General features: G+C 69.2%; 17 protein-coding genes. 12 read left to right on the forward strand and 5 right to left on the reverse strand.

Translation table 11 applies throughout. From position 1 onward, the window contains the following. Positions 1-9 precede the first annotated feature (9 nt). The 7 genes from KF709_04470 to KF709_04500 all read left to right on the forward strand — a co-directional run bounded on the left by KF709_04470 (position 10) and on the right by KF709_04500 (position 9,836). Positions 10-1,098, forward strand: a complete 1,089-nt coding sequence (locus KF709_04470) for an ABC transporter substrate-binding protein (GenBank protein ID MBX3173641.1) — start codon at positions 10-12, stop codon at positions 1,096-1,098. Then, on the forward strand, positions 1,098-2,792 hold the full coding sequence (locus KF709_04475; protein MBX3173642.1) for a methyl-accepting chemotaxis protein: 1,695 nt from the start codon (positions 1,098-1,100) through the stop codon (positions 2,790-2,792). Before KF709_04470 ends, KF709_04475 begins: the two co-directional genes overlap by 1 nt. Beyond that, positions 2,789-3,487 (forward strand): 7-cyano-7-deazaguanine synthase QueC, encoded by a 699-nt coding sequence (queC, locus tag KF709_04480; GenBank protein MBX3173643.1) that lies wholly within the window; start codon positions 2,789-2,791, stop codon positions 3,485-3,487. The genes KF709_04475 and queC overlap by 4 nt, the downstream gene beginning before the upstream one ends. A gap of 23 nt (positions 3,488-3,510) precedes the next feature. Then, complete coding sequence (queE, locus tag KF709_04485) at positions 3,511-4,140, forward strand: 7-carboxy-7-deazaguanine synthase (protein MBX3173644.1); 630 nt, start codon at positions 3,511-3,513, stop codon at positions 4,138-4,140. A gap of 138 nt (positions 4,141-4,278) precedes the next feature. Continuing rightward, on the forward strand, positions 4,279-7,152 hold the full coding sequence (locus tag KF709_04490; GenBank protein MBX3173645.1) for a TonB-dependent receptor: 2,874 nt from the start codon (positions 4,279-4,281) through the stop codon (positions 7,150-7,152). A 75-nt stretch (positions 7,153-7,227) separates the two neighbouring features. Then, positions 7,228-8,007: a hypothetical protein gene (locus KF709_04495; GenBank protein ID MBX3173646.1), complete on the forward strand. Its 780-nt coding sequence runs from the start codon at positions 7,228-7,230 to the stop codon at positions 8,005-8,007. After that, positions 8,004-9,836, forward strand: coding sequence for an ABC transporter ATP-binding protein (locus tag KF709_04500; protein MBX3173647.1), 1,833 nt, complete (start codon positions 8,004-8,006; stop codon positions 9,834-9,836). Before KF709_04495 ends, KF709_04500 begins: the two co-directional genes overlap by 4 nt. Positions 9,837-9,846: 10 nt before the next feature. On the opposite strand, the gene KF709_04505 is transcribed toward KF709_04500, so the two are convergent. Together KF709_04505 and KF709_04510 are read right to left on the reverse strand one after the other, a co-directional pair. Further along, complete coding sequence (locus tag KF709_04505; GenBank protein MBX3173648.1) at positions 9,847-10,260, reverse strand: hypothetical protein; 414 nt, start codon at positions 10,258-10,260, stop codon at positions 9,847-9,849. Between the two features lie 143 nt (positions 10,261-10,403). Beyond that, positions 10,404-11,894 carry an AAA family ATPase gene (locus KF709_04510; protein MBX3173649.1) on the reverse strand — a complete coding sequence of 497 codons (1,491 nt, stop codon included), beginning with the start codon at positions 11,892-11,894 and terminating at the stop codon, positions 10,404-10,406. A 3-nt stretch (positions 11,895-11,897) separates the two neighbouring features. Between KF709_04510 and KF709_04515 the strand changes: the two genes are divergently transcribed. From KF709_04515 to KF709_04530, 4 genes are all read left to right on the forward strand, one after another. After that, the gene (locus tag KF709_04515) at positions 11,898-13,199 is read left to right on the forward strand and encodes an MFS transporter (GenBank protein MBX3173650.1); all 1,302 of its coding nucleotides are present in this window, start codon (positions 11,898-11,900) and stop codon (positions 13,197-13,199) included. After that, the gene (locus tag KF709_04520; GenBank protein MBX3173651.1) at positions 13,196-14,014 is read left to right on the forward strand and encodes a type II secretion system F family protein; all 819 of its coding nucleotides are present in this window, start codon (positions 13,196-13,198) and stop codon (positions 14,012-14,014) included. Before KF709_04515 ends, KF709_04520 begins: the two co-directional genes overlap by 4 nt. A 9-nt stretch (positions 14,015-14,023) precedes the next feature. Continuing rightward, on the forward strand, positions 14,024-15,841 hold the full coding sequence (locus KF709_04525) for an MFS transporter (GenBank protein ID MBX3173652.1): 1,818 nt from the start codon (positions 14,024-14,026) through the stop codon (positions 15,839-15,841). A gap of 108 nt (positions 15,842-15,949) precedes the next feature. Next, positions 15,950-16,822, forward strand: a complete 873-nt coding sequence (locus KF709_04530; protein ID MBX3173653.1) for a sugar phosphate isomerase/epimerase — start codon at positions 15,950-15,952, stop codon at positions 16,820-16,822. A gap of 3 nt (positions 16,823-16,825) precedes the next feature. Here the strand turns inward: KF709_04530 and KF709_04535 are convergent, their stop codons facing one another. Continuing rightward, the gene (locus KF709_04535) at positions 16,826-17,311 is read right to left on the reverse strand and encodes an Hsp20/alpha crystallin family protein (GenBank protein ID MBX3173654.1); all 486 of its coding nucleotides are present in this window, start codon (positions 17,309-17,311) and stop codon (positions 16,826-16,828) included. Between the two features lie 134 nt (positions 17,312-17,445). Then, positions 17,446-18,519: a COX15/CtaA family protein gene (locus KF709_04540; protein MBX3173655.1), complete on the reverse strand. Its 1,074-nt coding sequence runs from the start codon at positions 18,517-18,519 to the stop codon at positions 17,446-17,448. Positions 18,520-18,639: 120 nt separating this feature from the next. On the opposite strand from KF709_04540, the gene KF709_04545 reads away from it, so the two are divergent. Then, positions 18,640-19,884 carry a Gfo/Idh/MocA family oxidoreductase gene (locus KF709_04545; protein MBX3173656.1) on the forward strand — a complete coding sequence of 415 codons (1,245 nt, stop codon included), beginning with the start codon at positions 18,640-18,642 and terminating at the stop codon, positions 19,882-19,884. On the opposite strand, the gene KF709_04550 is transcribed toward KF709_04545, so the two are convergent. Beyond that, positions 19,862-20,497 carry a hypothetical protein gene (locus KF709_04550; protein ID MBX3173657.1) on the reverse strand — a complete coding sequence of 212 codons (636 nt, stop codon included), beginning with the start codon at positions 20,495-20,497 and terminating at the stop codon, positions 19,862-19,864. The genes KF709_04545 and KF709_04550 overlap by 23 nt on opposite strands. Positions 20,498-20,517: the final 20 nt, after the last annotated feature.

The following is a 20,517-nucleotide window of genomic DNA, read 5'->3' on the forward strand; positions in this document are numbered from 1 at the left end:
ATCCCCCACATGATTCGCAAGACCCTTCTCAGCCTCGCGCTGCCTCTCGTGGCGGCCTGTGGCGGCGGCGATGCGGCCGTACGCCTCGGGATGGCCGGCCCCTTCACCGAGGGATTTGGCCGCGCCAACCAACTGGGCGCGGAGCTCGCGGTGGAGCAAATCAACGCCGCCGGCGGCATTGACGGACGGATGTTGGCGCTCGTGCTGCGCGACGATGCCGGCGACGGCGCGCGGGCGGCGGCCATCGCCGAGGAGTTCGTGGCGGACGCCAGCATCGCCGCCGTGGTCGGGCACGTGACCTCGGGCGCAATGATGGCCGCCGCCGGCATCTACGACGGCGAGATGGTCGCGCTCGCCACGACGGCCTCGTCGGCAGCGATCACCGGCATCTCTCCCTGGGTCTTCCGCGTCATTTCCAGTGACTCGGCCAACGGCGCCGACCTCGCGCGATTCGCCGAGCGCCTGGGACGCCGGCGCGTCGCCATCCTCTACGAGAACGACGCGTACGGCCGCGGCCTCGCCGCCGCCTTCCGCGGCAACTTCGGTGGCGAGGTGCTGACGATGGATCCCATCGACGCCGACGCCAGCGATTCCACCATCTACGCCGACTGGCTCGCGGCCCGCGCGCCGGACCTTGTGTTCGTCGCGGGCACCGAGCGCTCCGGCCTGGCACTGCTCGCAGCGGCGCGGCGGGCCGGCGTGCGCGCCGACTTCCTCGGTGGCGATGGATGGACGGGCGTCACGGTGGACACGGCCTTGGCCGAAGGCGCGCTGGTCGGCGCGCCATTCACCGCCGAGGACACGCGCGAGGCCGCCCAGGCCTTCGTGCGCGCCTTTCGCGAGAAGCACGGCTACGATCCCGACGGCAACGCCGCGCTGGCCTACGACGCCGTCCAGGTGCTCGCGACGGCAATCCGCGCGGTGGGCAGCGAGCGCGGCCGCATCAGGGATTGGCTCGCGTCCCGCAGCACCGAGACTGCGATTCCAGGCGTCACGGGCGCCATCGCCTTCCAGGCCAGCGGCGACCCGATCGGCAAGTCGTTCACGATGACCCGCGTGCGCGGCGGCGCGCTGGTCCCCGTGGAGGGCAACCGCTGATGCGCTTTGGCAGCATCCGTGTCCGGCTCATCGCCGGCCTCTCGCTGATGATCGTGCTGCTCTTCGCGGCGGGACTCGTCGGGCGTGCCTCCATCGCCAGCCTGGGCGATGAGCTGACCGCGACGGTTGAGAACGTGCAGCGTGAGGGGTCGGCCACCGCCGCGTTGGGCACCAACGTCGCCTTGGCGCTCGCAGCGGGGCAGCGCTACCTGGACCGGCTTGAGGCGGCCGACCGCGACGCCTTCCGCAACGCCGGCTGGTCCGCGCACGAGGCCCAGCGGCGCATCACCGCCTCGGGTGGGCTGACGGCGATGGAGATCGGGCTCGTCGCGGAGATCGACGGGCGACTCTCGCGCATCGAGACCGGTCTCGCCGCGGCGCACCGACTGCGCGAACTCGGACGCACGCCGGAGGCCGCGGCCCGCGCGGCGCAGTTGCGCGACGAGGAGCGCGCGCTGACAGCGGAGATCGAGCAGTTGGGCGCGTTGCGCGCCACCCAAGTGGAGCTGACGCTCGAGCGCGCCCGACTCCTCGCCGCAGAACGGCGCCAGGTCCTGCTGATCGTCGTGCTTGGCGCCATCGTGCTCGGCGTCGTGGTGGTCAGCACCACGACCCGCAGCATCACGCGCCCACTGGACCTGCTCGTGCGGCACGCGCACGCGCTGAGCCGCGGCAACCTCGAGGCCCGCACCGACGGTGACCTCCCCGGCGAGTTCCAGGAACTCGCCGAGGCGATGAACCACACCGCCGCCTCGCTCACGCGCGTGTCCGGCGTGGCGAACTCCACCGCAGAGGACGTCGCCACCTCGGCACAGCAGCTCACCAGCGCTGCCGAGCAGGTGGCGATGGCCGCGTCGCAGACGGCGACGGCGATGGCCGAGGTCACCGAAGGCGCCGAGACACAGGTCAGTGTGCTGCGCGAGGCCGACGACGCGCTGTCCGGCGTGCGCGCCCGAGCCAACGACGTGCAGATGGGCGCCGAGGAAGTAGCTGAGTTGGCGCGCGCGATCGAGGCCGAGGCCAAGCAGAAGCGCAGCGAGCTCGACCGTGCCCGCGTGCTGCTGGGGGAGATCCGCAGTTCAGTGGAGACCGCCGCCGTCGAAGTGGCCGAGTTGACGACCACCACCACGCGCATCAACGGATTCGTGGAGATCGTCAGCCGCATCGCCGAGCAGACGAACCTGCTGGCGCTGAATGCGGCGATCGAGGCCACGCGGGCGGGCGCGGCGGGACGCGGATTCTCGAACGTCGCCGAGGAAGTGCGCAAGCTGGCCGACCAGGCGCAGTCCGCGGCGGACGACGTGGTGCGCCTCACGGCTGCCGTGACGCGTCGCATCAAGGCCACCACCGAGGCGATGGCCACCGGCACCACGCGCGTGGGTGAGATTGACTCGGTCAGCGCGGGCATCAACACCGCGCTCACCTCGATCTCCGGTTCGGCGGAGTTGACGCGGCAGGCAGCATCCGTGGTGGGCGAGGCAGCCAAGCAGAACGCGACGGCCACCGAGGCCGCCGCCGCGGGTATCGCCGCAGCCGTGCGCGCCGCCGAGGGGCACGCCGCCGCCGCGCAGCAGGTCAGCGCGTCCACCGAGGAGCAGAGCGCAGCCTGCGAGGAGATGTCCTCGGCGGCCAACGCGCTGCAGCAGGGCTCCGTGCACCTCAAGGACATCGTGTCGGGGCTGCGCGGCGGATGACGGCGGCTGCGGCGTTGTTGGAGCCGGTCGCCGAGGGCACACCGGGCGTGGTGCTGCTCAGCGGCGGGCTCGATTCCACCACCGTGCTGGCCGCGGCCAGCACGGCCGGCTACGCGGTCAACGCGCTGACCTTCCGCTACGGGCAGCGCCACGACATCGAGATCGCGAAGGCTGCGGCGCTCGCGACACATTGGAGGGTCGCACGGCACGTGGTCGCCAACATCGACCTGCGGCTCTTCGGCGGCTCGGCGCTCACCGCCGACATCGCCGTGCCGAAGGACCGCGAGCACGAGGCGATTGGCGAGGGCATTCCCATCACCTACGTGCCGGCGCGCAATACGATTTTCCTGTCCTATGCCTTGGCCTGGGCGGAGACCTTGGGTGCCGGGGACATCCTGATCGGCGTGAACGCGCTGGACTACAGCGGCTATCCCGACTGCCGGCCGGAGTACATCGCGGCGTTCGAACGCATGGCCAACCTGGCAACGAAGGCGGGCGTGGAGGGCACGGTGCGGACCCGCATCCTCACGCCGCTGATGCAGCTCGACAAGGCAGGGATCATCCGGGCGGGCCGGGCGCTGGGCGTGGACTATGAAATGACCATCTCCTGCTACGACCCGTCGCCGGCCGGGGAGCCCTGCGGGCGATGCGATGCCTGCCTGCTCCGGGCCAAGGGATTCGCCGAGGCCGGTTAGATTGCGCGGGGGTCCAACGCGCCATGTATACCGTCAAGGAAATCTTCTATACGCTGCAGGGCGAGGGCTTTCACGCCGGTCGCCCGGCCGTGTTCTGCCGCTTCTCGGGCTGCAACCTCTGGACGGGGCGCGAGGAGGATCGCGCCTCGGCCGTTTGCACGTTCTGCGACACGGACTTCGTGGGCGTGGGGCCGGACGGCGGGAAGTTCGCGACGGCGGAGGAGCTGGCAGACGCCGTGGCTCGGCAGTGGCCGACCAGTGCCGGTGGCCGCCCGTTCGTGGTCTGCACTGGCGGCGAACCCCTGCTGCAGCTGGACGAGCCGGCGATTGCCGCACTGCACGCGCGGGGCTTCGAGGTGGCCGTGGAGACCAACGGCACACAGGAGGTGCCGCCGAGCCTCGACTGGGTCTGCGTCAGCCCCAAGGCCGAGGCTACGCTACGGGCGACGTCGGGCAACGAGCTCAAGCTGGTGTTCCCGCAGCCCACGGCGCCCCCGGAGCGCTTCGAGGGCTACGCGTTTGCGCACTTCTTCCTGCAGCCGATGGACGGGCCGCAGGTGGCGGAGGCCACGGCAGCTGCGGTGGCCTACTGCCTGGCGAACCCCAAGTGGCGCCTCTCGGTCCAGACCCACAAGGCCCTGGGGATCCGATAGGCCGTCCGGAAGCATTGACGGATGCGCCACCTATACGGATGTTTGAGCGTCCTTCGGGACGGTGACGTCCGTCACCGTCCCGGACTGGGGTCCAAGCGGGGCCCTGCCGAATCCCTTCCGCTTCGAGGGCAGTCTCGTATGCGCATTCGTTTCGTCAGCAGGTTGCTCGCGGTCGCCGCCTTCCTCGCCGCCGCCGGTGCCGCCGACGCACAGTCGGGCATTGTCACGGGTCTGGTGCGCGATGCCGACAGCGGCCAGCCGCTGCAAGGCGTCCAGGTGCAGGTGATGACGGGCACGACGGCCGTCGGCAGCGGGGCCACCGCAGCTGATGGCCGTTATCGCATCGCGAACGTTCCGGCGGGCACCTATGCCGTGACCGCGCGCAGCGTGGGCTACGCCCAGCGGCGCGTCGAGGGTGTCTCGGTGACATCCGGTCAGACGACGACCCTCGACATCTCGATGTCGCTGAGCGCGACGGTGCTGAACCCGGTGACGACGACCGGTACGCGCGGCGCCGAGCCCGAGAAGGTGTTGGACTCGCCGAACTCGATCTCGCTGGTGAGCTCGGAGCGCATCGCTGAGCGTCCGGCGGCGACGGTGACCGATCACCTCAAGGGCCAGCCGGGCCTGTCGATCTCGAACGGCGGCATCGTGCAGGCCAACATCGTCTCGCGTGGCTTCAACAACGCCTTCTCGACGTCGATGCTGATGCTGCAGGACTACCGCTTCGCCGGCGTGCCGTCGCTGCGCGTCAACGTGCCCTTCCTGTTCACGGGCACCGGCGAGGACATCGACCGCATCGAGGTGCTGCAGGGTCCGGCCTCGGCGCTCTACGGCCCGAACTCGGGCAACGGCGTGCTGCACGTGATCACGAAGTCGCCGTTCCAGAGCCAGGGGACGTCGCTGACGCTGGACGGCGGCGAGCGCTCGCTGTTCCGCGTCGCCGGCCGCCACGCGGGCGTGTTCGGCAACAACAAGTTCGGCTACAAGCTCTCGGGCGAGTTCTTCCGGGCGAATGACTTTGAGTACAACGACCCGAACGAGCCGGCGACGTACTCGGCGACGGACACGCGCATTCCGACCTCGCGCCGCGGCCAGGCCGTCGCGCGCGACTTCGACCTCTCGAAGATCGGCATGGAGGCGCGGCTCGACTGGCGCCCGAACGAGGACACCGAGGCCATCACGACCTTCGGTTATTCCAAGATCGGCAACGCCATCGAGATCACGACGACCTTTGGCGCCGCGCAGGCGCAGAACTGGAGCTACACCAACTTCCAGCAGCGCTTCCGCCACAAGAAGTTCTTCGCGCAGGTGTTCTACAACGCGTCGAACTCGGGCAACGCGGACGCCAATGACGACAATGGCACCTTCTACCTCCGCAGCGGCATCCCGGTGGTGGACAAGTCGACGGTCCTGGTCGGCCAGGTGCAGCAGGGCCTGCAGCTGGGCAGCACGAAGCTGACCGCCGGCCTCGACGTGATCAGCACCACGCCGCAGACGGAAGGCACGATCATGGGCCGCAACGAGGACGATGACGGCATCCTCGAGACCGGCGCCTACCTGCAGGTGACGCAGCCGCTGTCCGAGAAGTTCGACTTCCTCGGCGCGGTGCGTGCGGACGCCAACTCGCGCATCGAGGGCACGCAGTTCTCGCCGCGTGCGGCGATCCTCTACAAGGCGACGCCGACGCAGAACTTCCGCTTCACGTTCAACCGCGCGTTTGGCTCGCCGGCCTCGTTCTCGATGTTCCTCGACCAGTGGTCGGGCCAGACGGCCAACCTCGGACCGGCCGTCAACAACCCGGCCACGGGCAACACCGAGGTCCGCATCTTCGGCAACCCGTCCAAGGAAGGCTGGCAGTACAATCGCAGCTGCACGACGGGCCAGGCCAGCGCGCTCGGCCTCTGCATGCGCAACAACGCCTACGGTGCGGCGCCGGGCGCCATCGCCGGCTCGGCGGTCTTCCCGCAGCTGATGGGCACCCTTGTCGCGCCGGGCACGCCGCTGGCGCTGGCCTTGGCTGCTGGCATCCCGGGCCTTCCGGCGCCGCAGGTCGCCAACATCGCGGCCGGCCTTGGCGCGCTGGTGCCGACGAACACGCAGGCACCGCTGCTCCTCCGCAATGTCCTCGCCGGCAACGCGGTCACGCCGTTCAGCTCGGCGGTTGACCTCTCCCCGCTCGGCGCAAACTTCTCCAATACCTGGGAGATCGGCTACAAGGGCATCATCGGCGACAAGATGCGCCTGGCCATCGACTACTGGTACCAGATCCGTCCCGCCGATCCGACGACGCAGGTCGTCAACGGCGACGACGTCCTGTTCATGGACCCGGCGGCCCTCGGTGCCTACCTCGGCAACCCGGCCAACGGCGTTGTCGGCCCGGGTGGCCTGCTCGCCAACAACGGCGTGCCCCTCGCCAACCACGGCGCGATCGTGACGGGCTGGGTAACGCAGATCGCCGGCATCCCGGCCGGCACGTTGGACTTCGCCAACGACCTGTATGACCGCTCGTACCTGGTGTTCACGTACCAGAACGCGTCCGGCCAGGTGGACGTGCGCGGAGTGGACGTCGGCTTCGACTACCTGTTCAACGACATGTACAGCGTGGAGGCGTCGTACTCGAACCTCTCGCGCAACGTGTTCGCCGACGCGACGGGTGCCTCCGCGGCCAACCCGCTCGCAGCCAACACGCCGAAGCACCGCGCGACGCTGACGTTCCGGCGCGTGGATGAGATGAAGGGCATGAGCATGGAAGTCCGCGGCCGTTACATGGACGCCTTCCCGGTGAACTCGGGCGTGCTCAACTCCTACAACATCGGCACGCCGACGCGCTATCCGGCCGTGCCGGTGAACGCGTTCCTGGATGCCGGTTTCTCCTGGCGCCTGCCGGTGGCCCAGAACATCCGCTGGTCGCTGAACATCCAGAACCTGCTGAACAACGAGGTGCAGTCCTTCGCCGGCGTCGCGCCGGTGGGCCGCCTCGCCACGACGCGGGTGCAGTACACCTTCTGATCGTTCCCTCACCCGATCAGGAGTCACGGAGGGGGGTGGGCCGCGAGGCCCGCCCCCCTTCGTGTATCTTGCGGGGTGCTGCTGCTCGACCCTGAACGCCGCCCGGTCATCGCGCACCGCGGCAACCGCGCCCACGCGCCCGAGAACACGCTCGTCGCCCTGACGCAGGCCGTGGCCTTGGGTGCGGACGCGGTGGAGTTCGACGTGCACCTCTCACGCGACGGCGTGCCCGTGGTGATGCACGACGAGACGCTGGACCGCACCACCGATGCGAGCGGCCTCGTGCGGGAGCGGTGTGCCGCCGAACTCGCCGCCGTGGACGCCGGCGCCCGCTTCTCCGCTGACGGCGGCCAGAGCTTTCCCTACCGCGGACAGGGCATCCACGTGCCCACGCTCGAGGAGGCGGTCTCGGCGCTGCCGGCCGCGATGCCCTTCATCCTGGAGTTGAAGACGCTCGAGGTCGCAGCCCCAGCGCTGGACACCCTCGACCGACTCGGCGTGCTGGATCGCGTGCTGGTTGGCAGTTTCGTCGATGCGGCGCTGCTTCCGTTCCGTGACGTCGGCGTGCCCACCAGCCCCGGCGCCCGCACCCTCGGACGCGGCTACCTCGGTGCCCTGCTCGGCCGCCGCGGCGGCCGCGTGGCGCATCGCGCGCTGTGCATCCCCCGCTTCCACCGCGGCCTGCCGCTGCCGGTGGCCGGCTTCGCCGCGCAGATGCGCGCCGTGGGCGGGCCCACGCACGTGTGGACCATCAACGAACCCGCCATCGCCTCGCGCCTCTGGGCGCGCGGCGTGAACGGCATCATCACGGACGACCCTGCCACGATGCTTTCCCACCGCCAGGCGGCCGCGTGAGCGCCCCCGCCAAGCCCGAGAAGAAGAAGACCAACTACTCCGCCGCCTGGATGGAGGCGCGGGTCCTGATGTGGCAGCACCGGCGCACGCTGGCCATTGGCCTCGTGCTGATGCTGGTCAATCGTCTCGCCGGTCTCGTGCTGCCAGGCAGCGTGAAGTGGATCGTGGACGAGGTGCTGACCAACCGGAACCTCGAACTGCTGATGCCCATCGCCGTGGCGGCCGGTATCGCCACGCTGCTGCAGGCCTCGAGCTCCTTCGCGCTGTCGCAGGTGATCTCCGTGGCGGCGCAACGCGCCATCACCGAGCTCAGGCGCCGCGTGCAGGCGCGCGTGCTGCGGCTCCCCGTGAGCTTCTTCGACGCGACGCAGAGCGGCATCCTGATCAGCCGCGTGATGAGCGATGCCGAAGGCATCCGCAACCTGATCGGCACGGGCATCGTGCAGTTGGTGGGTGGCATCGTCACCGCGATGCTCGCGCTGGGCTACCTGTTCTACCTGAACTGGGTGCTCACGACGGTCACACTGGTCTTCCTCGCCGTGTTCGGCATCGTGATGTCGGTGGCCTTCACCAAGCTGCGGCCGATCTTCCGCGAGCGGTCGAAGATCCAGGCCGAGGTCAGCGGCCGGCTGGGCCAGGCGATGGGCGGCGCGCGCGTGGTGAAGGTGTACACGGCGGAGAAGCGCGAGGAGATCGTGTTCACGCGCGGCGCGCACCGGCTCTTCCGCAACATCGCCAGTACCATCACCGGCACCAGCGCGATCGCCGCGGTATCCACCGTGATCATCGGCGCGGTGGGCATCCTGATCTTCACCGTCGGCGGCCGCGCCGTGCTCGCCGGCACGATGACGCTCGGCGACCTCATCTCGTACATCTTCTTCGTCGGCTTGGTGAGCTTCCCCGTCGTGCAGATGGCCAGCATCGGCACACAGATCACGGAGGCCTTCGCGGGGCTGGACCGCATCCACGAGATCTTCGAGACGCCCACCGAGGACGATCACGACCTCGAGCGCGAGGAAATGCGCCAGCCCGACGGCGACGTGGCCTTCGACCACGTGTGGTTCGAGTACCGGCCGGGCATCCCCGTGCTCCGCGATGTGAGCTTCACCGCGCCGGCGGGCTCCACCACGGCGCTGGTCGGCTCCAGCGGCTCGGGCAAGAGCACGCTGATCTCGCTCATCCTCGCCTTCAACCGCCCGCAGAAGGGGCACATCAGCATCGGCGGGCAGGACTTGGGCGCGCTGCGCCTGCGCGACTACCGCAGCACGCTGGGCGTCGTGTTGCAGGACAACTTCCTCTTCGATGGCACCGTCGCTGAGAACATCGCGTTCTCGCGGCCGGGGGCGACCCGCGAGGAGATTCTGGAGGCCGCGCGCATCGCGCATTGCGATGAGTTCGTGCGCGGCTTCCCCGACGGGTACGAGACAATCGTCGGCGAGCGCGGCGTGAAGCTCTCGGGCGGCCAGCGCCAGCGCGTGGCCATTGCGCGGGCAATCCTCGCGGACCCGTTGATCCTTATCCTCGACGAGGCTACCTCAAGCCTGGACAGCGAGAGCGAAGCGGAGATCCGTGAGGCCCTGAAGCGGCTGCGCGCGGGCCGCACGACCTTCGTGATCGCCCACCGGCTGTCCACGATCCGCAGCGCCGACCAGATCCTCGTGCTCGAACAGGGCGAGATCGTCGAGCGCGGCACGCACCGCCAGCTGATGGCGATGGCCGGACGCTACAAGGTCCTGCACGACACGCAGCACGCGGTCGAGCAGGACCTGTTCATCAACCCCGGCGAGGAGATGCTGCCGGCGGAGACGCGGGGCGAGACGAAGCTGTAGGCGCTGCGCCTTACGGCAGCCGGCGGCCGCTCACCTTCGAGCCGTCACCGGGCATCGACCAGTCGCCGCTGAAGGTGTCGCCCTCAAAGACGATGTCGAAGCTTGCCGCGTCGCCCGTCGGCGCGGTGACCGAGACCTTCATCCGGTTTCCCGTCAGCGTCGCCTTGTTGATGTTCATCGGCGGGAACATCTGGCTGCTCACCACGCCGCCGTACTCGGCACCGCTGATCTGGCGCAGCTCCATCACGAAATCGAAGGGCTGGCCCTGGGCGGTGAGCGCGACGGACCAGCGGCCCGCGGGGTTCACGGCCGGCATCGCCGCGGCCGGCGTGGCCATCGGCGCCGGTGCGGCGGGTGCGGTCGAGGACTTGGCGCAGGCGCCAAGCGCCACGAGTGCGGCGAGGGCGAGGGCGGAACGGGTCATGCGGGAGACTCCGGCGAGGGTTGAAGACCGCGGCACCGAGTAGCGGCGGCGACGGGGATAGGATACCGCCGCGGGCGCGGGGCTGCCACTGGCGTGAGCGATGCGACGCCCGCGCGCACGAGACGAACCCGGCGTCTGCGCCGCTACTCCGCGGGCACCGTCCGTCCGTCGGCCCACAGCCGCAACTGCGTGATCTTCTCGATCATCGTGCCCGACAGCGGGTTCGTGGTCCGGATCTCACTAAGCAGAACATCTGTGCTCAGCGTCCCCTGGTCGGCGAACACGGCATAGAGGCCATCGACCACGGCCTGCTCCAACTCCGCGCCACTGAAGCCGTCGCTGGCGCCGGCAAGCGAGACGAGATCGTACTTGGCCGGATCCTGCCCGCGCTTCTGCAGGTGGATGCGCAGGATCTCCTGGCGCGCCGCCGCCGTCGGCAGGTCCACGAAAAAGACCTCGTCGAAGCGTCCCTTGCGGATGAACTCCGGCGGCAGCGCCGCGATGTCGTTGGACGTCGCCGCCACGAACACGTCGCCTTTCCGCTCCTGCAGCCAGTTGAGGAAGGTGCCAAAGACGCGGCGTGACACGCCGCCGTCGGCATCGCTGCCGGTCGAGGCAAAGGCCTTCTCCAACTCGTCGATCCACAGCACCACCGGCGCCATCCGCTCGGCCGTCTGCATGGCCCGCTTGAAGTTCTTCTCGCTGTCGCCGATGTACTTGTCGTAGAGATTCGCGGGGTCGAGCTTGAGCAGCGGCAGGCCCCACTCGGCGGCAATGGCCTTGGCACAGAGCGACTTGCCGCAGCCTGGCACGCCGAGCAGCAGCACGCCACGCGGGAAGCCGAGGCCGAACTGCACCGCACGCTGCGGATCGTGCACGACGGCGCGCCGCCGGGCCAGCCACTGCTTGAGGCCGCTGAGGCCCGCCACCTCGCCCAGGCTCGCGTCGGCGGGCCAGTACTCCAGCAGGCCGTCCTGCTGCACGACCTGTCGCTTGGCGGCCGCCACGCGCTGCACGTCGTCGCCGCGCAACGCGCCGTCCTCGATGATCAGCCGTGTCACGACCTTCTCGGCCTCGGTGAGCGTGAGGCCCACCAGGTTGTTCACCAGCCGGGAACGCTCCTCGGGCGTGATCTCCAGCTTCACCGGCATCCGCAGGGACTGCTCGCGGATGATGCGCTCCAGCAACTGCCGATGTTCGTTGTAGCCCGGCACGGGCAGCGTGAGCGTCACGGCGTGCGGCCGCAATGCATCGGGCAGGTGGATGTCGTGGCCGCTGATCACCAGTGCACCGCGTCGCACGCCAAACTGCGCGACGGCGTCGAGCACGTGGCTGATCACAACCGGATCCTCGAGGTGCGCGCCGAGCCCGCGGAAGTGGTAGACGCCCGCGCCTTCGTCGAGAATGCGCGCCAGCCCCGCAGCGGGCTCCGCCGTGCGTTCGATGAACGGATCGCCGGGCTGGCTGCCGCGTCGCAGGCCACGTGAGCGGCTCCACGAGAAGTACGGCAATGACAGCCGCGTGGCGATCAAGGCCAGCAGCTCGTCGGCCCGCACCGGCTCCGGTGTTTCCAGCAACACCAGCGCGTACTTGGAGCGGACCAGCAGTTCGAGTTCGTCGGTCGTATCTTTCACGCGATGTCTCGTGCCGCGGGTGATGCGCGTCAAGCTACCGTCGCGACCGAACCGGCGCATCCGGACACGGGGCGCGCGTGGCGGATGCTTGCCCTGGTCTCGGTGGCCGAACTGCTGGGGATGTCGCTGTGGTTTGCCGGCTCCGCCGCCGCGCCGCAGCTCACGCTGCGCTGGTCACTCACGCCGAGCGAGGTCGGTGGGCTCGCGACGGCGGTGCAGCTGGGCTTCGTGCTCGGCACGGCCATCTCGGCGCTGCTCAATCTGGCCGACATCATTCCGGCGCGCCGCCTGTTTGCCACGACTGCCGTACTCGGCGCGGGGGCGAATCTGCTGCTTCTCGCGGCGCCGAGTTACGGCTGGGCCTTAGCCGGCCGCGCGCTCACAGGCTGCTTCCTCGCGGGCGTGTACCCACCGGCGATGAAGATGGCGTCCACCTGGTTCCGTGCGCGCCGCGGACTCGCGGTGGGCACAGTGGTCGGTGCGCTCACGGTGGGAAAGGCATCGCCGTATCTGTGGCAGGCTGTTCCAGACGCTACGCTCTCGTTGATCGTGATCGCGGCCTCGCTGTCGGCCCTGCTCGCCGCTGCGCTCATTCTTGCGGCCTGGGAGGACGGACCGCTGGCCTTCCCCGCCCGCCCGTTCTCGTGGGGGCTGGTGGCGGAGGTGGTCCGCGCGCCGCGATGGCGGCAGGCCACCGGCGGCTATCTCGGGCACATGGCGGAGCTCTACAGCTACTGGACCTGGATACCCGTGTTCATCGCGGCAAGCGCCGTCGCTGCCGCCGGCAACGAGAATGCCGCGAAGGCACCGTGGGTTGGTGTGCTCGCCTTTGCGACGATCGCCGTCGGCGGCATCGGCTGCATCTGGGGCGGACTCACCGCGGATCGCATCGGTCGCGCGCGGCTGGCGGCTCTGGCGATGGCGGTGAGCGGGGCCTGCGCTTTGCTCATCGGCCTGAGCTTCGGACGTTCGCCGTGGTTGCTGGCGCCGCTCGCCTTGGTGTGGGGCGCGTTTGTCATCGCCGACTCCGCACAGTTCTCCGTGCTGGTCACCGAGTCGGTGCCGGCGCACGCGGTGGGCACGGCGCTGACCGTACAGGTCTGCCTCGGCTTCCTGTTGACGACGCTGACCATCCAGGCGATTCCGCCGTTGGTGGCGCGCGTCGGATGGAGCTGGGCCTTTGCGATGCTTGCGATCGGTCCGGCCATCGGCATCCTTGCCCTGCGGCCGCTGATGGCCGTGGAGCGCGCGGCGCGCGGCCCGGGCGCCGGCCTCTCCGCCCAAGGCCCCGCTCCCGGCCGATGAGCAGCGTTGCCGAGTTCCTGCGTGGCTTCGAGACGGGCCGTGAGCGTGCCGAGTTCTATCGCGGCTGGCGCGCCGGGGTGTCCGCCGGACTGGCGCATCCAACCATCCTGTCCACCGTCGGTGCCTCGAGCGGCTCGACGCGCGACCTGCGGGCGCACCTGCTTGACGGTACGAACCAGGGCCGCGACATCGCTTCGCTCGTGAAGTCCGGCCGACACTTGCTCGAGCCGTTTGAGTCGGCGCTGCTCACGCTCGGCGAGGAGAGCGGCCAGCTCGACTTCATCCTCGGACAGCTCGCCGACTTCCATATGCGGCAGTACAAGCTGGTGCTCGCGGTGCGGAAGCAACTCTCGTATCCGATGTTCGTGTCGTTGGTGGCCGCCGTGTTGCTGCCACTCCCGCTGGTCTTCGCCGGACAGGTCGCGGCCTACTTCGTCGCCGCGGGCCATGGACTCGCCTCGTGGTTTTTTGTCGGGGGCAGCATCTTCGCGGCGCTCGCGCGCAGCTACCAGCGCCGCCCGGCCTTCGTGCGTGCACGCTTCGCCCGCTCGCTGACCCTGTCCATCTCCTCAGGGCTCCCCATCGGGCGCTCGGCGCTGTTGGCGGCCGAGGCCAGCGGCGATCCGGCCCTCGTCGCCCACGTCCGACGCATTGGGGAGCGCACGCTGGTTTCCCAGCCGCTCACCACGTCGCTGGCTGGCGCCCCGCACATGACGGCGGAGCTGCAAAGCGCGCTGATCGTGGCCGAACAGACCGGTGACTTCGCCACGACGCTGGGCCGCCTGGCCGACCTGTACGAGGACGGCTTCCGCTAGATTCCGGCCGTGCCACGAGAGACGAAGTTCTCCCCAGCCCTCGGCGCGATTGCGCTGGCGACGTTCCTGACGCTGGTGCCGATCACCCTGCTGGTGCCGGGGCTCACCGAGCTCGTGGTGGACCAACACGGGGGTTCGCGCTTCCAGGCGCATCTGTTCGTCTCGCTGAACCAGCTGACGGGAATCTTCGCGGTGCCCGTGGCCCTGGCCCTGCATCGCCGCTGGCCGGAGACGCGGTGGTGGATGATCGGGTTGCTGCTGCTCGACGCCGTCTCGTTCCTGGGCATGCGCAATGCGTCATCCCTCGGCGTGCTCTACGCCTGGCGCGCGCTGGACGGCATCGCGCACCTCCCGGCAGTGACGTTCCTGATGATCTCCGCCAACCGTGTCGGCGGCGCGCGACGCGGGGCGTCGCTGGGCATCGTGGCCAGTGCGCTGATGGTAGGCGTGGGCGTGGGTGCGCCGCTGGGCGGCGTGCTGATCGACCGCAGTCCGCTCTCGGTGTACAGCGTGGGTGCCGGACTACTGGTGGTTGCGGCGCTCGCATCTGCGATGGTGCCCGAGCACGCGACGCCGGCGCGCGATTCGCACGCGCGCTATGCCTGGGATCGCAAGTCGCTGGCAAGCTGGATGCCGCTGGCGTATGGCTTCGCGGACCGATTCCTGATCGGCGTGTTCGTCTCGAGCTTCACGCTATTCCTGAGCGAGGTGCACGGCGTGGACGCGGCCGCGCGCGGGATGTTGATGTCGCTCTTCCTGCTGCCCTTCGCCCTGCTCTGCTGGCCCGCGGGCCGCTACGCCGACCGGGTGGGCTGGTACGGGCCGTTGATCTTCGCCAACATCACGTTCGGAATCGTCTACGCCAGCTACGGTGTGCTGGAGTTCTCGTGGTTGCCTGCGGTGATGATTGTGTCGGGCGCACTGAGCGCGATGATGTTCGCGCCGAGCCTGGCGTTGGTCGGAGACTTGGCGCATCGCGGCGCCGGCGAGGGATTGTTCGGCAGCTTCCAGTTGGCGGGCTCGTTCGGCTTCCTGCTCGGGCCCTTGGTCGGCGGCACGTTGGTGGAGGTGCTGCGTGATGCCAGCGGCACGCCGCGTTGGGCCGCGATCTTCGCCGTGGTCGGGGTGTCGCTGTCGCTGCTGGGCATCGTGAGTGCGCGAATCCTCCGGCCCGTTGCGATGCAGATCAACGCAGACGACGGCCCGCCCATCGGCCCGCGCCGGGGCGGACGCGTGAACGTGCCAATCATCTCGCCGAACGTCGCGTCGCGCGGCAATGCACTGACGCGTTGGGGCGCCACGACGTTGATGCGGCTGTCGGGATGGCGTTTCGTCGGCGAGGGGTTTCCCGACCTGCGCAAGTTCGAGATCATCGTCGCGCCGCACACGTCCAACTGGGACTTCGTCGTCGGCATCATGGCCAAGTACGCGATTGGCCTGCGCGGCACCTTCCTCGGCAAGGACACGTTGTTCCGGTTCCCGATGGGCCTGTTGATGCGATGGCTGGGTGGCTTTCCGGTCGACCGGGCGAGCAAGAACGACGTGGTGACGCAGACCGCCGAGCTGGTCGAGCGGCTCGACCGCGTGATCATCGCGCTGAGCCCGGAGGGCACGCGCAAGCGCATCGACCGCTGGCGCAGCGGATTCTGGTGGATCGCCCAGAAGGCGCAGATGCCGATTGTGCCGGTGGCGTTCGACTTCTCGACGCGCACAATCCGAATCTTCGCGCCATTCTACACGACGGGTGACGTCGAGGCGGACATCACGGCGCTTCGGCAGCTGTACCGCGCGGAGATGGCGTACGACCCTGGGAAGTACGCGGCGTAGCGCCTTCGCCGCGGGGCGCGCACTGCCGGGGCGCGCGCTGCCGGCGTGCACGCTCCCCCAGGGTCCGCGCGCTGGCGCCGCTTCCCGCACGCGACGAAGTTTCGCGCCATGACAACCCGTCGCTCCTTCATCTCCGCGTTCGGGGCCGCCGCTGCCGGCCTCACCCTGCCGCCGTCGCTGCTCGCCAGCTGCCGGCCTCGCTCTGACGCGCAGACGGGCGAAGCGTCCACCGCCCTCGGCGGCATTGGCGTGCAGCTCTACCTGCTGCGCGGGGCGATGCAACGCGACGTCGAGGGCACGCTGGCGCGCATCGCCGAACTCGGGTTCCGCGAGGTCGAGTGGTGGGGCAGCTACGGGCGCTCGGCGGAAGAGCTCAAGGGATTGCTCGACAAGAACGGCCTGACCTCACCCGCCGTGCACGTGGATTCGCGGGAGCTGGCGCCGGACCGCCTCGAGACCACCTTGGCGCGCGCCGAGGCGATGGGCCAGCGCTGGGTCATCGTGCCGTCGACGAATCCGCCGCAGCGCAACACGGAGGGCTACACGGCGCTCGCGCAGTTGCTCTCGGCCGCCGGTCGTGCCGGCGCCTCGCGCGGCATCCGCGCGGGCTTCCACAACCACGACTACGACTTCGCCGCCCGCGACGGCGGCACGCTCTGGAGCGTGCTGGCTCGCGAGAGCGATCCGTCAGTGGTTGATCTTGAGCTCGACTGCTATTGGGCCTTCAAGTCCGGACACGACCCGTTGACGGTGCTGCGCGCCCACGGCAGTCGCATCGCGCACCTGCACATCAAGGACTCGATGGGTCCCCCCGCGCACACGATGGTCGACGCCGGCGCCGGCGTGCTCGACTGGAAGGCCATCATCGACGAGGGGACGGCCCGCGGCGTGCGGCACGTCTACGTCGAACACGACAGTCCCGCCGACGCCTGGGACTCGGCGTCGGCGGGACTGGGGCACCTGAAGGCGCTGGGCTACTGATCGCTACTTCTTGGCGATCGGCACGGTGCGCGCTTCCGGGCGCGCCACCTTGGCCTTCGGCACACGGATGGTCAGCACGCCGTTCGTGAACTCGGCGGCCACCTTCGTGTCCTCGACCTCCAGCGGGAAACGGAAGATCCGCTCGAAGCGGCCGTACTCGCGCTCCCAGAGGTGCACGCTGCGGTCCTTCTCCTCGCTCTTCCGCTCCTCGTCCTTCGTGCCCTTCAACGTCAGTACGCCTTCCACGACGTTGACCTCGATGTTCTCGGGCGAGATGCCCGGGAGCTCGGCCGTGATGACGTACTCCTTCTCGTTCTCGATGGCTTCCACCGCCGGCGACCAGATCATCGTCTCCAGACGACGCTCGAGGTTCATCGGCAGGGCGAAGTCCATCGCAAACGGTTCCTCGAAGAACCGGCGCAGCCGGTTCCGCATCGTCGACAGCTCGCGGGCTGGCGATGCCGGGGCGTTCTTCATCAGCGATGTCATGGCGTTCCCCTCCATTGGGTGGCAGGGGCAGGATGCCACGTGCGGCGCCGCGGCGCAGTCGGGCGCGGCCGTGAAACGCTGTGCGGAATTGGATGAACCGCGGCCTTACGGCGAGTTGCCGTAGGGGATTGCCCTCAGGTGCCGTGTCGCATCGAGTGCACACCGAGCACGGCCACGCAGAGCACGACGACGCCAGTCAGCTGATGCAGCACACCCAACGTCACGGGCACGGCCCAGAGCAGCGTGACGATGCCGAGCGTCACTTGGGTGAACACGGCCGCCACGAGCCAAGTGATGGTGCGTCGCTGCGTCGCGCCGAGGTCCACCGAGTGCGAGCGCCACGCGTACGCGAGCGCGAGCAGCGCGGTGGCAATCGCCAGCACGCGATGGTGGAACTGCGCGGCGATGGGATTCTCGAACGCATTGCGCCACACCCCAACCATCGACGCGTAGCCCTCCGGCACCACCTGCCCGCCCATCAGCGGGAACTCGTTGAAGATGCGGCCGGCGCGGAGCCCGGCAACAAACGCACCCGACACGACCGTGATGCCCACCAGCACCGCGATGCCCAGCGACGCACGTTGCATCATCCGCGAAGACAGCCACTGACCAGGCCGCGGCTTCAGATCCGCCCAGGACCACAGCGCCACCACGAGAATCGCCAGCGCCAGCGAGAGATGGGCGGCCAGCCGATATGCACTCACTTCCGTCCGCTCCGTGAGACCGCTCTGCACCATGTACCAGCCCAGCACGCCCTGACCCAGCGTCAGCAAGGGCAGCCACGCGAGCCGAAGGCGCAGCGGCGGCGGGAGCTGTCCCCGCACCAGGAACCACAGGAAGGGAATCGCGAAGACCAAGCCGACGCCGCGCGCCACCAAGCGGTGGAACCACTCCCACCAGTAGATCCACTTGAACGCCGACATCGTGATGCCCGCGTGCGTGGTCTCCGCCTGCGGAATCTGTCGGAACTTCTCCAATGCCTCCGCCCAGCCCTGTTCGGAGAGCGGCGGCAACACGCCCGACACCGGCTTCCACTCGGTGATGCTCAGCCCGCTCTCCGTGAGCCGCGTGATCCCGCCAACTCCCACGGCGAGGAACACGGAGACGATGCAGGCCAACAACCATCGCCGCAGCCCACGCTCGTTGGGATAGAGAGGAACGAGGTTGGACTGCTCGGCCATGAATTCGGCGGGGGGCGGCGTGGTCATTGTCGATGGGGATTCTGCTCTGGACGGTAGTCAGGACGCGATTCCGACGCTATCTCTAGGCGCGTTCTGCTTCGCACACTGCGACGCGTTCTCCGCAGCACCCACTGACTGGACGAGACTATGACCGCCCCCGAACGACTTGGCGTTGGCTTCGTTGGCTCCGGCTTCAACACCCGCTTCCACATCCAGGGCTGGCGCGGCGTACGCGACGGCGATGTGCTCGGCGTGTGGAGCCCCAACGCCAAGAACGCCGGCGCGGCCGCCAAGCTCGCGCGCAATCTCGATGTCGGCGCCGCCAAGGCGTACAAGAGCATCACGGCGATGGTCGCCGATCCGAAGATCCACGCCATCTGGCTCAACGGTCCCAACCAGGCCCGCATCGAGAACGTCGAGGAGATCGTCCACGCCATCAAGACGGGCAAGGGTGAGCTCCGCGGGCTCGCCTGCGAGAAGCCACTCGCGCGCAATGTGGCCGAGGCCGAGGAGGTCGCGCGCCTGGTGAAGAGCGTGGGCCTCAAGACCGGCTACCTCGAGAACCAACTCTTCGCGCCGCACGTCGAGGCGGGCAAGCAACTGCTCTGGGCTCGCGGCGCGGCGACGACTGGCCGTCCGTATCTGGCGCGAGCAGCCGAGGAGCACAGCGGCCCGCACGCACCCTGGTTCTGGCAGGGCACCCTGCAGGGCGGCGGCGTGCTCAACGACATGATGTGCCACTCGGCGCTTGTCGTGCGCTACCTGCTCACCGAGCCGGGCCAGCCGCTGTCCACCGTGAAGCCCTCGCGCATCACGGGCCACATCGCCTCGCTCAAGTGGTCGCGGCCGCACTACGCCAAGCAGCTCAAGCGCACGATGAGCAACGCGCTCGACTACACGAAGCGGCCCAGCGAGGACTTCGCCAGCGTGATGATCGAGTTCAAGACCAAGGACGGCCACAAGGTCATCGGCGAGGCGACGACCAGCTGGAGCTTCGTCGGCGCCGGCCTGCGGCTGAGCGCCGAACTCTTGGGCCCCGAGTACTCGATGAAGTGGAACTCGCTGGACAGCGGCCTGCAGCTGTTCTTCTCCCGCGAGGTCACGGGCAAGGCCGGCGAGGACCTGGTGGAGAAGCAGAACGCCGAGCAGGGCGTGATGCCCGTGGTGCCCGAGGAGTACGCGGCCTACGGCTACACCGGCGAGGACCGCCACTTCGTCAGCGTGTTCCTCGGCAAGGAGAAGGCCAAGCTCGACTTCGACGACGGCGTGGAGGTCGTGAAGATGCTGATGACGGCGTATCGCTCGGCGGAGGAAGGGCGCACGCTGGCGTATCCAAACCGCGGGATTGACCGCTTTGTGCCGAAGGTGGCTAAGGGGACTTGGCGGCCATAGCCGCCGCGATCTCCGCAATCACCGACGCATCTCCGCCGCGGGCGTGCACCTCGCTCGCGCCCGTACGGGCGACGATCTCCCGCACGTTCGACGCCCGCACGCTGCCCCCCGGCATCACGACCAGCCGGTTCCCGGCCGTAGCCACGAGGCGCGCCAAGGTCTCGCAGCCCTCAAGCGCCGTCGCCGCGTGCCCAGCCGTGAGAATCACGTCCACACCAAGCGCGAGACACTGCTCCAACGCCTCATCCGGATCCGGCGCCGCATCGAACGCCCGATGCACCCCGACGCGCAGCGGCCGCGCAAGAGATACGAGCTCCCCCATCCGCGCCGCATCCAGCCGTCCATCACCCAACGAGATCCCAAACACGACGCCGTGAGCCCCAGCCGCCACCACGGCACGCACCTCCTCCCGCATCCGCGCAAATTCGGCATCCGAGTACCGAAAGTCCCCTTCCCGCGGCCGCACCATCGCGTGCACAGGCACAGAGCAAGCGCGGAGCGTCGCGTCAATCAACGCAGGCGTGGCCGTGAGCCCTCCGTCCCCGGGCGCACAGAGCTCAATCCGCCCCGCCCCCGCCCGCTCCGCCGCCAGCGCCTCGGCAGCGGATGACACGTATGCCTCAATCAACAAGA

The organism is Gemmatimonadaceae bacterium, assembly GCA_019637445.1.
Taxonomy (GTDB): domain Bacteria; phylum Gemmatimonadota; class Gemmatimonadetes; order Gemmatimonadales; family Gemmatimonadaceae; genus Pseudogemmatithrix.

Excerpts from the sequence above, each read along its gene's own strand:
- KF709_04470 (MBX3173641.1), top strand. The coding sequence starts at position 10 with ATGATTCGCAAGACCCTTCTCAGCCTCGCGCTGCCTCTCGTGGCGGCC.
- KF709_04475 (MBX3173642.1), top strand. The coding sequence starts at position 1,098 with ATGCGCTTTGGCAGCATCCGTGTCCGGCTCATCGCCGGCCTCTCGCTG.
- queC (MBX3173643.1), top strand. The coding sequence starts at position 2,789 with ATGACGGCGGCTGCGGCGTTGTTGGAGCCGGTCGCCGAGGGCACACCG.
- queE (MBX3173644.1), top strand. The coding sequence starts at position 3,511 with ATGTATACCGTCAAGGAAATCTTCTATACGCTGCAGGGCGAGGGCTTT.
- KF709_04490 (MBX3173645.1), top strand. The coding sequence starts at position 4,279 with ATGCGCATTCGTTTCGTCAGCAGGTTGCTCGCGGTCGCCGCCTTCCTC.
- KF709_04505 (MBX3173648.1), bottom strand. The coding sequence starts at position 10,260 with ATGACCCGTTCCGCCCTCGCCCTCGCCGCACTCGTGGCGCTTGGCGCC.
- KF709_04515 (MBX3173650.1), top strand. The coding sequence starts at position 11,898 with ATGTCTCGTGCCGCGGGTGATGCGCGTCAAGCTACCGTCGCGACCGAA.
- KF709_04520 (MBX3173651.1), top strand. The coding sequence starts at position 13,196 with ATGAGCAGCGTTGCCGAGTTCCTGCGTGGCTTCGAGACGGGCCGTGAG.
- KF709_04530 (MBX3173653.1), top strand. The coding sequence starts at position 15,950 with ATGACAACCCGTCGCTCCTTCATCTCCGCGTTCGGGGCCGCCGCTGCC.
- KF709_04535 (MBX3173654.1), bottom strand. The coding sequence starts at position 17,311 with ATGACATCGCTGATGAAGAACGCCCCGGCATCGCCAGCCCGCGAGCTG.
- KF709_04540 (MBX3173655.1), bottom strand. The coding sequence starts at position 18,519 with ATGACCACGCCGCCCCCCGCCGAATTCATGGCCGAGCAGTCCAACCTC.
- KF709_04545 (MBX3173656.1), top strand. The coding sequence starts at position 18,640 with ATGACCGCCCCCGAACGACTTGGCGTTGGCTTCGTTGGCTCCGGCTTC.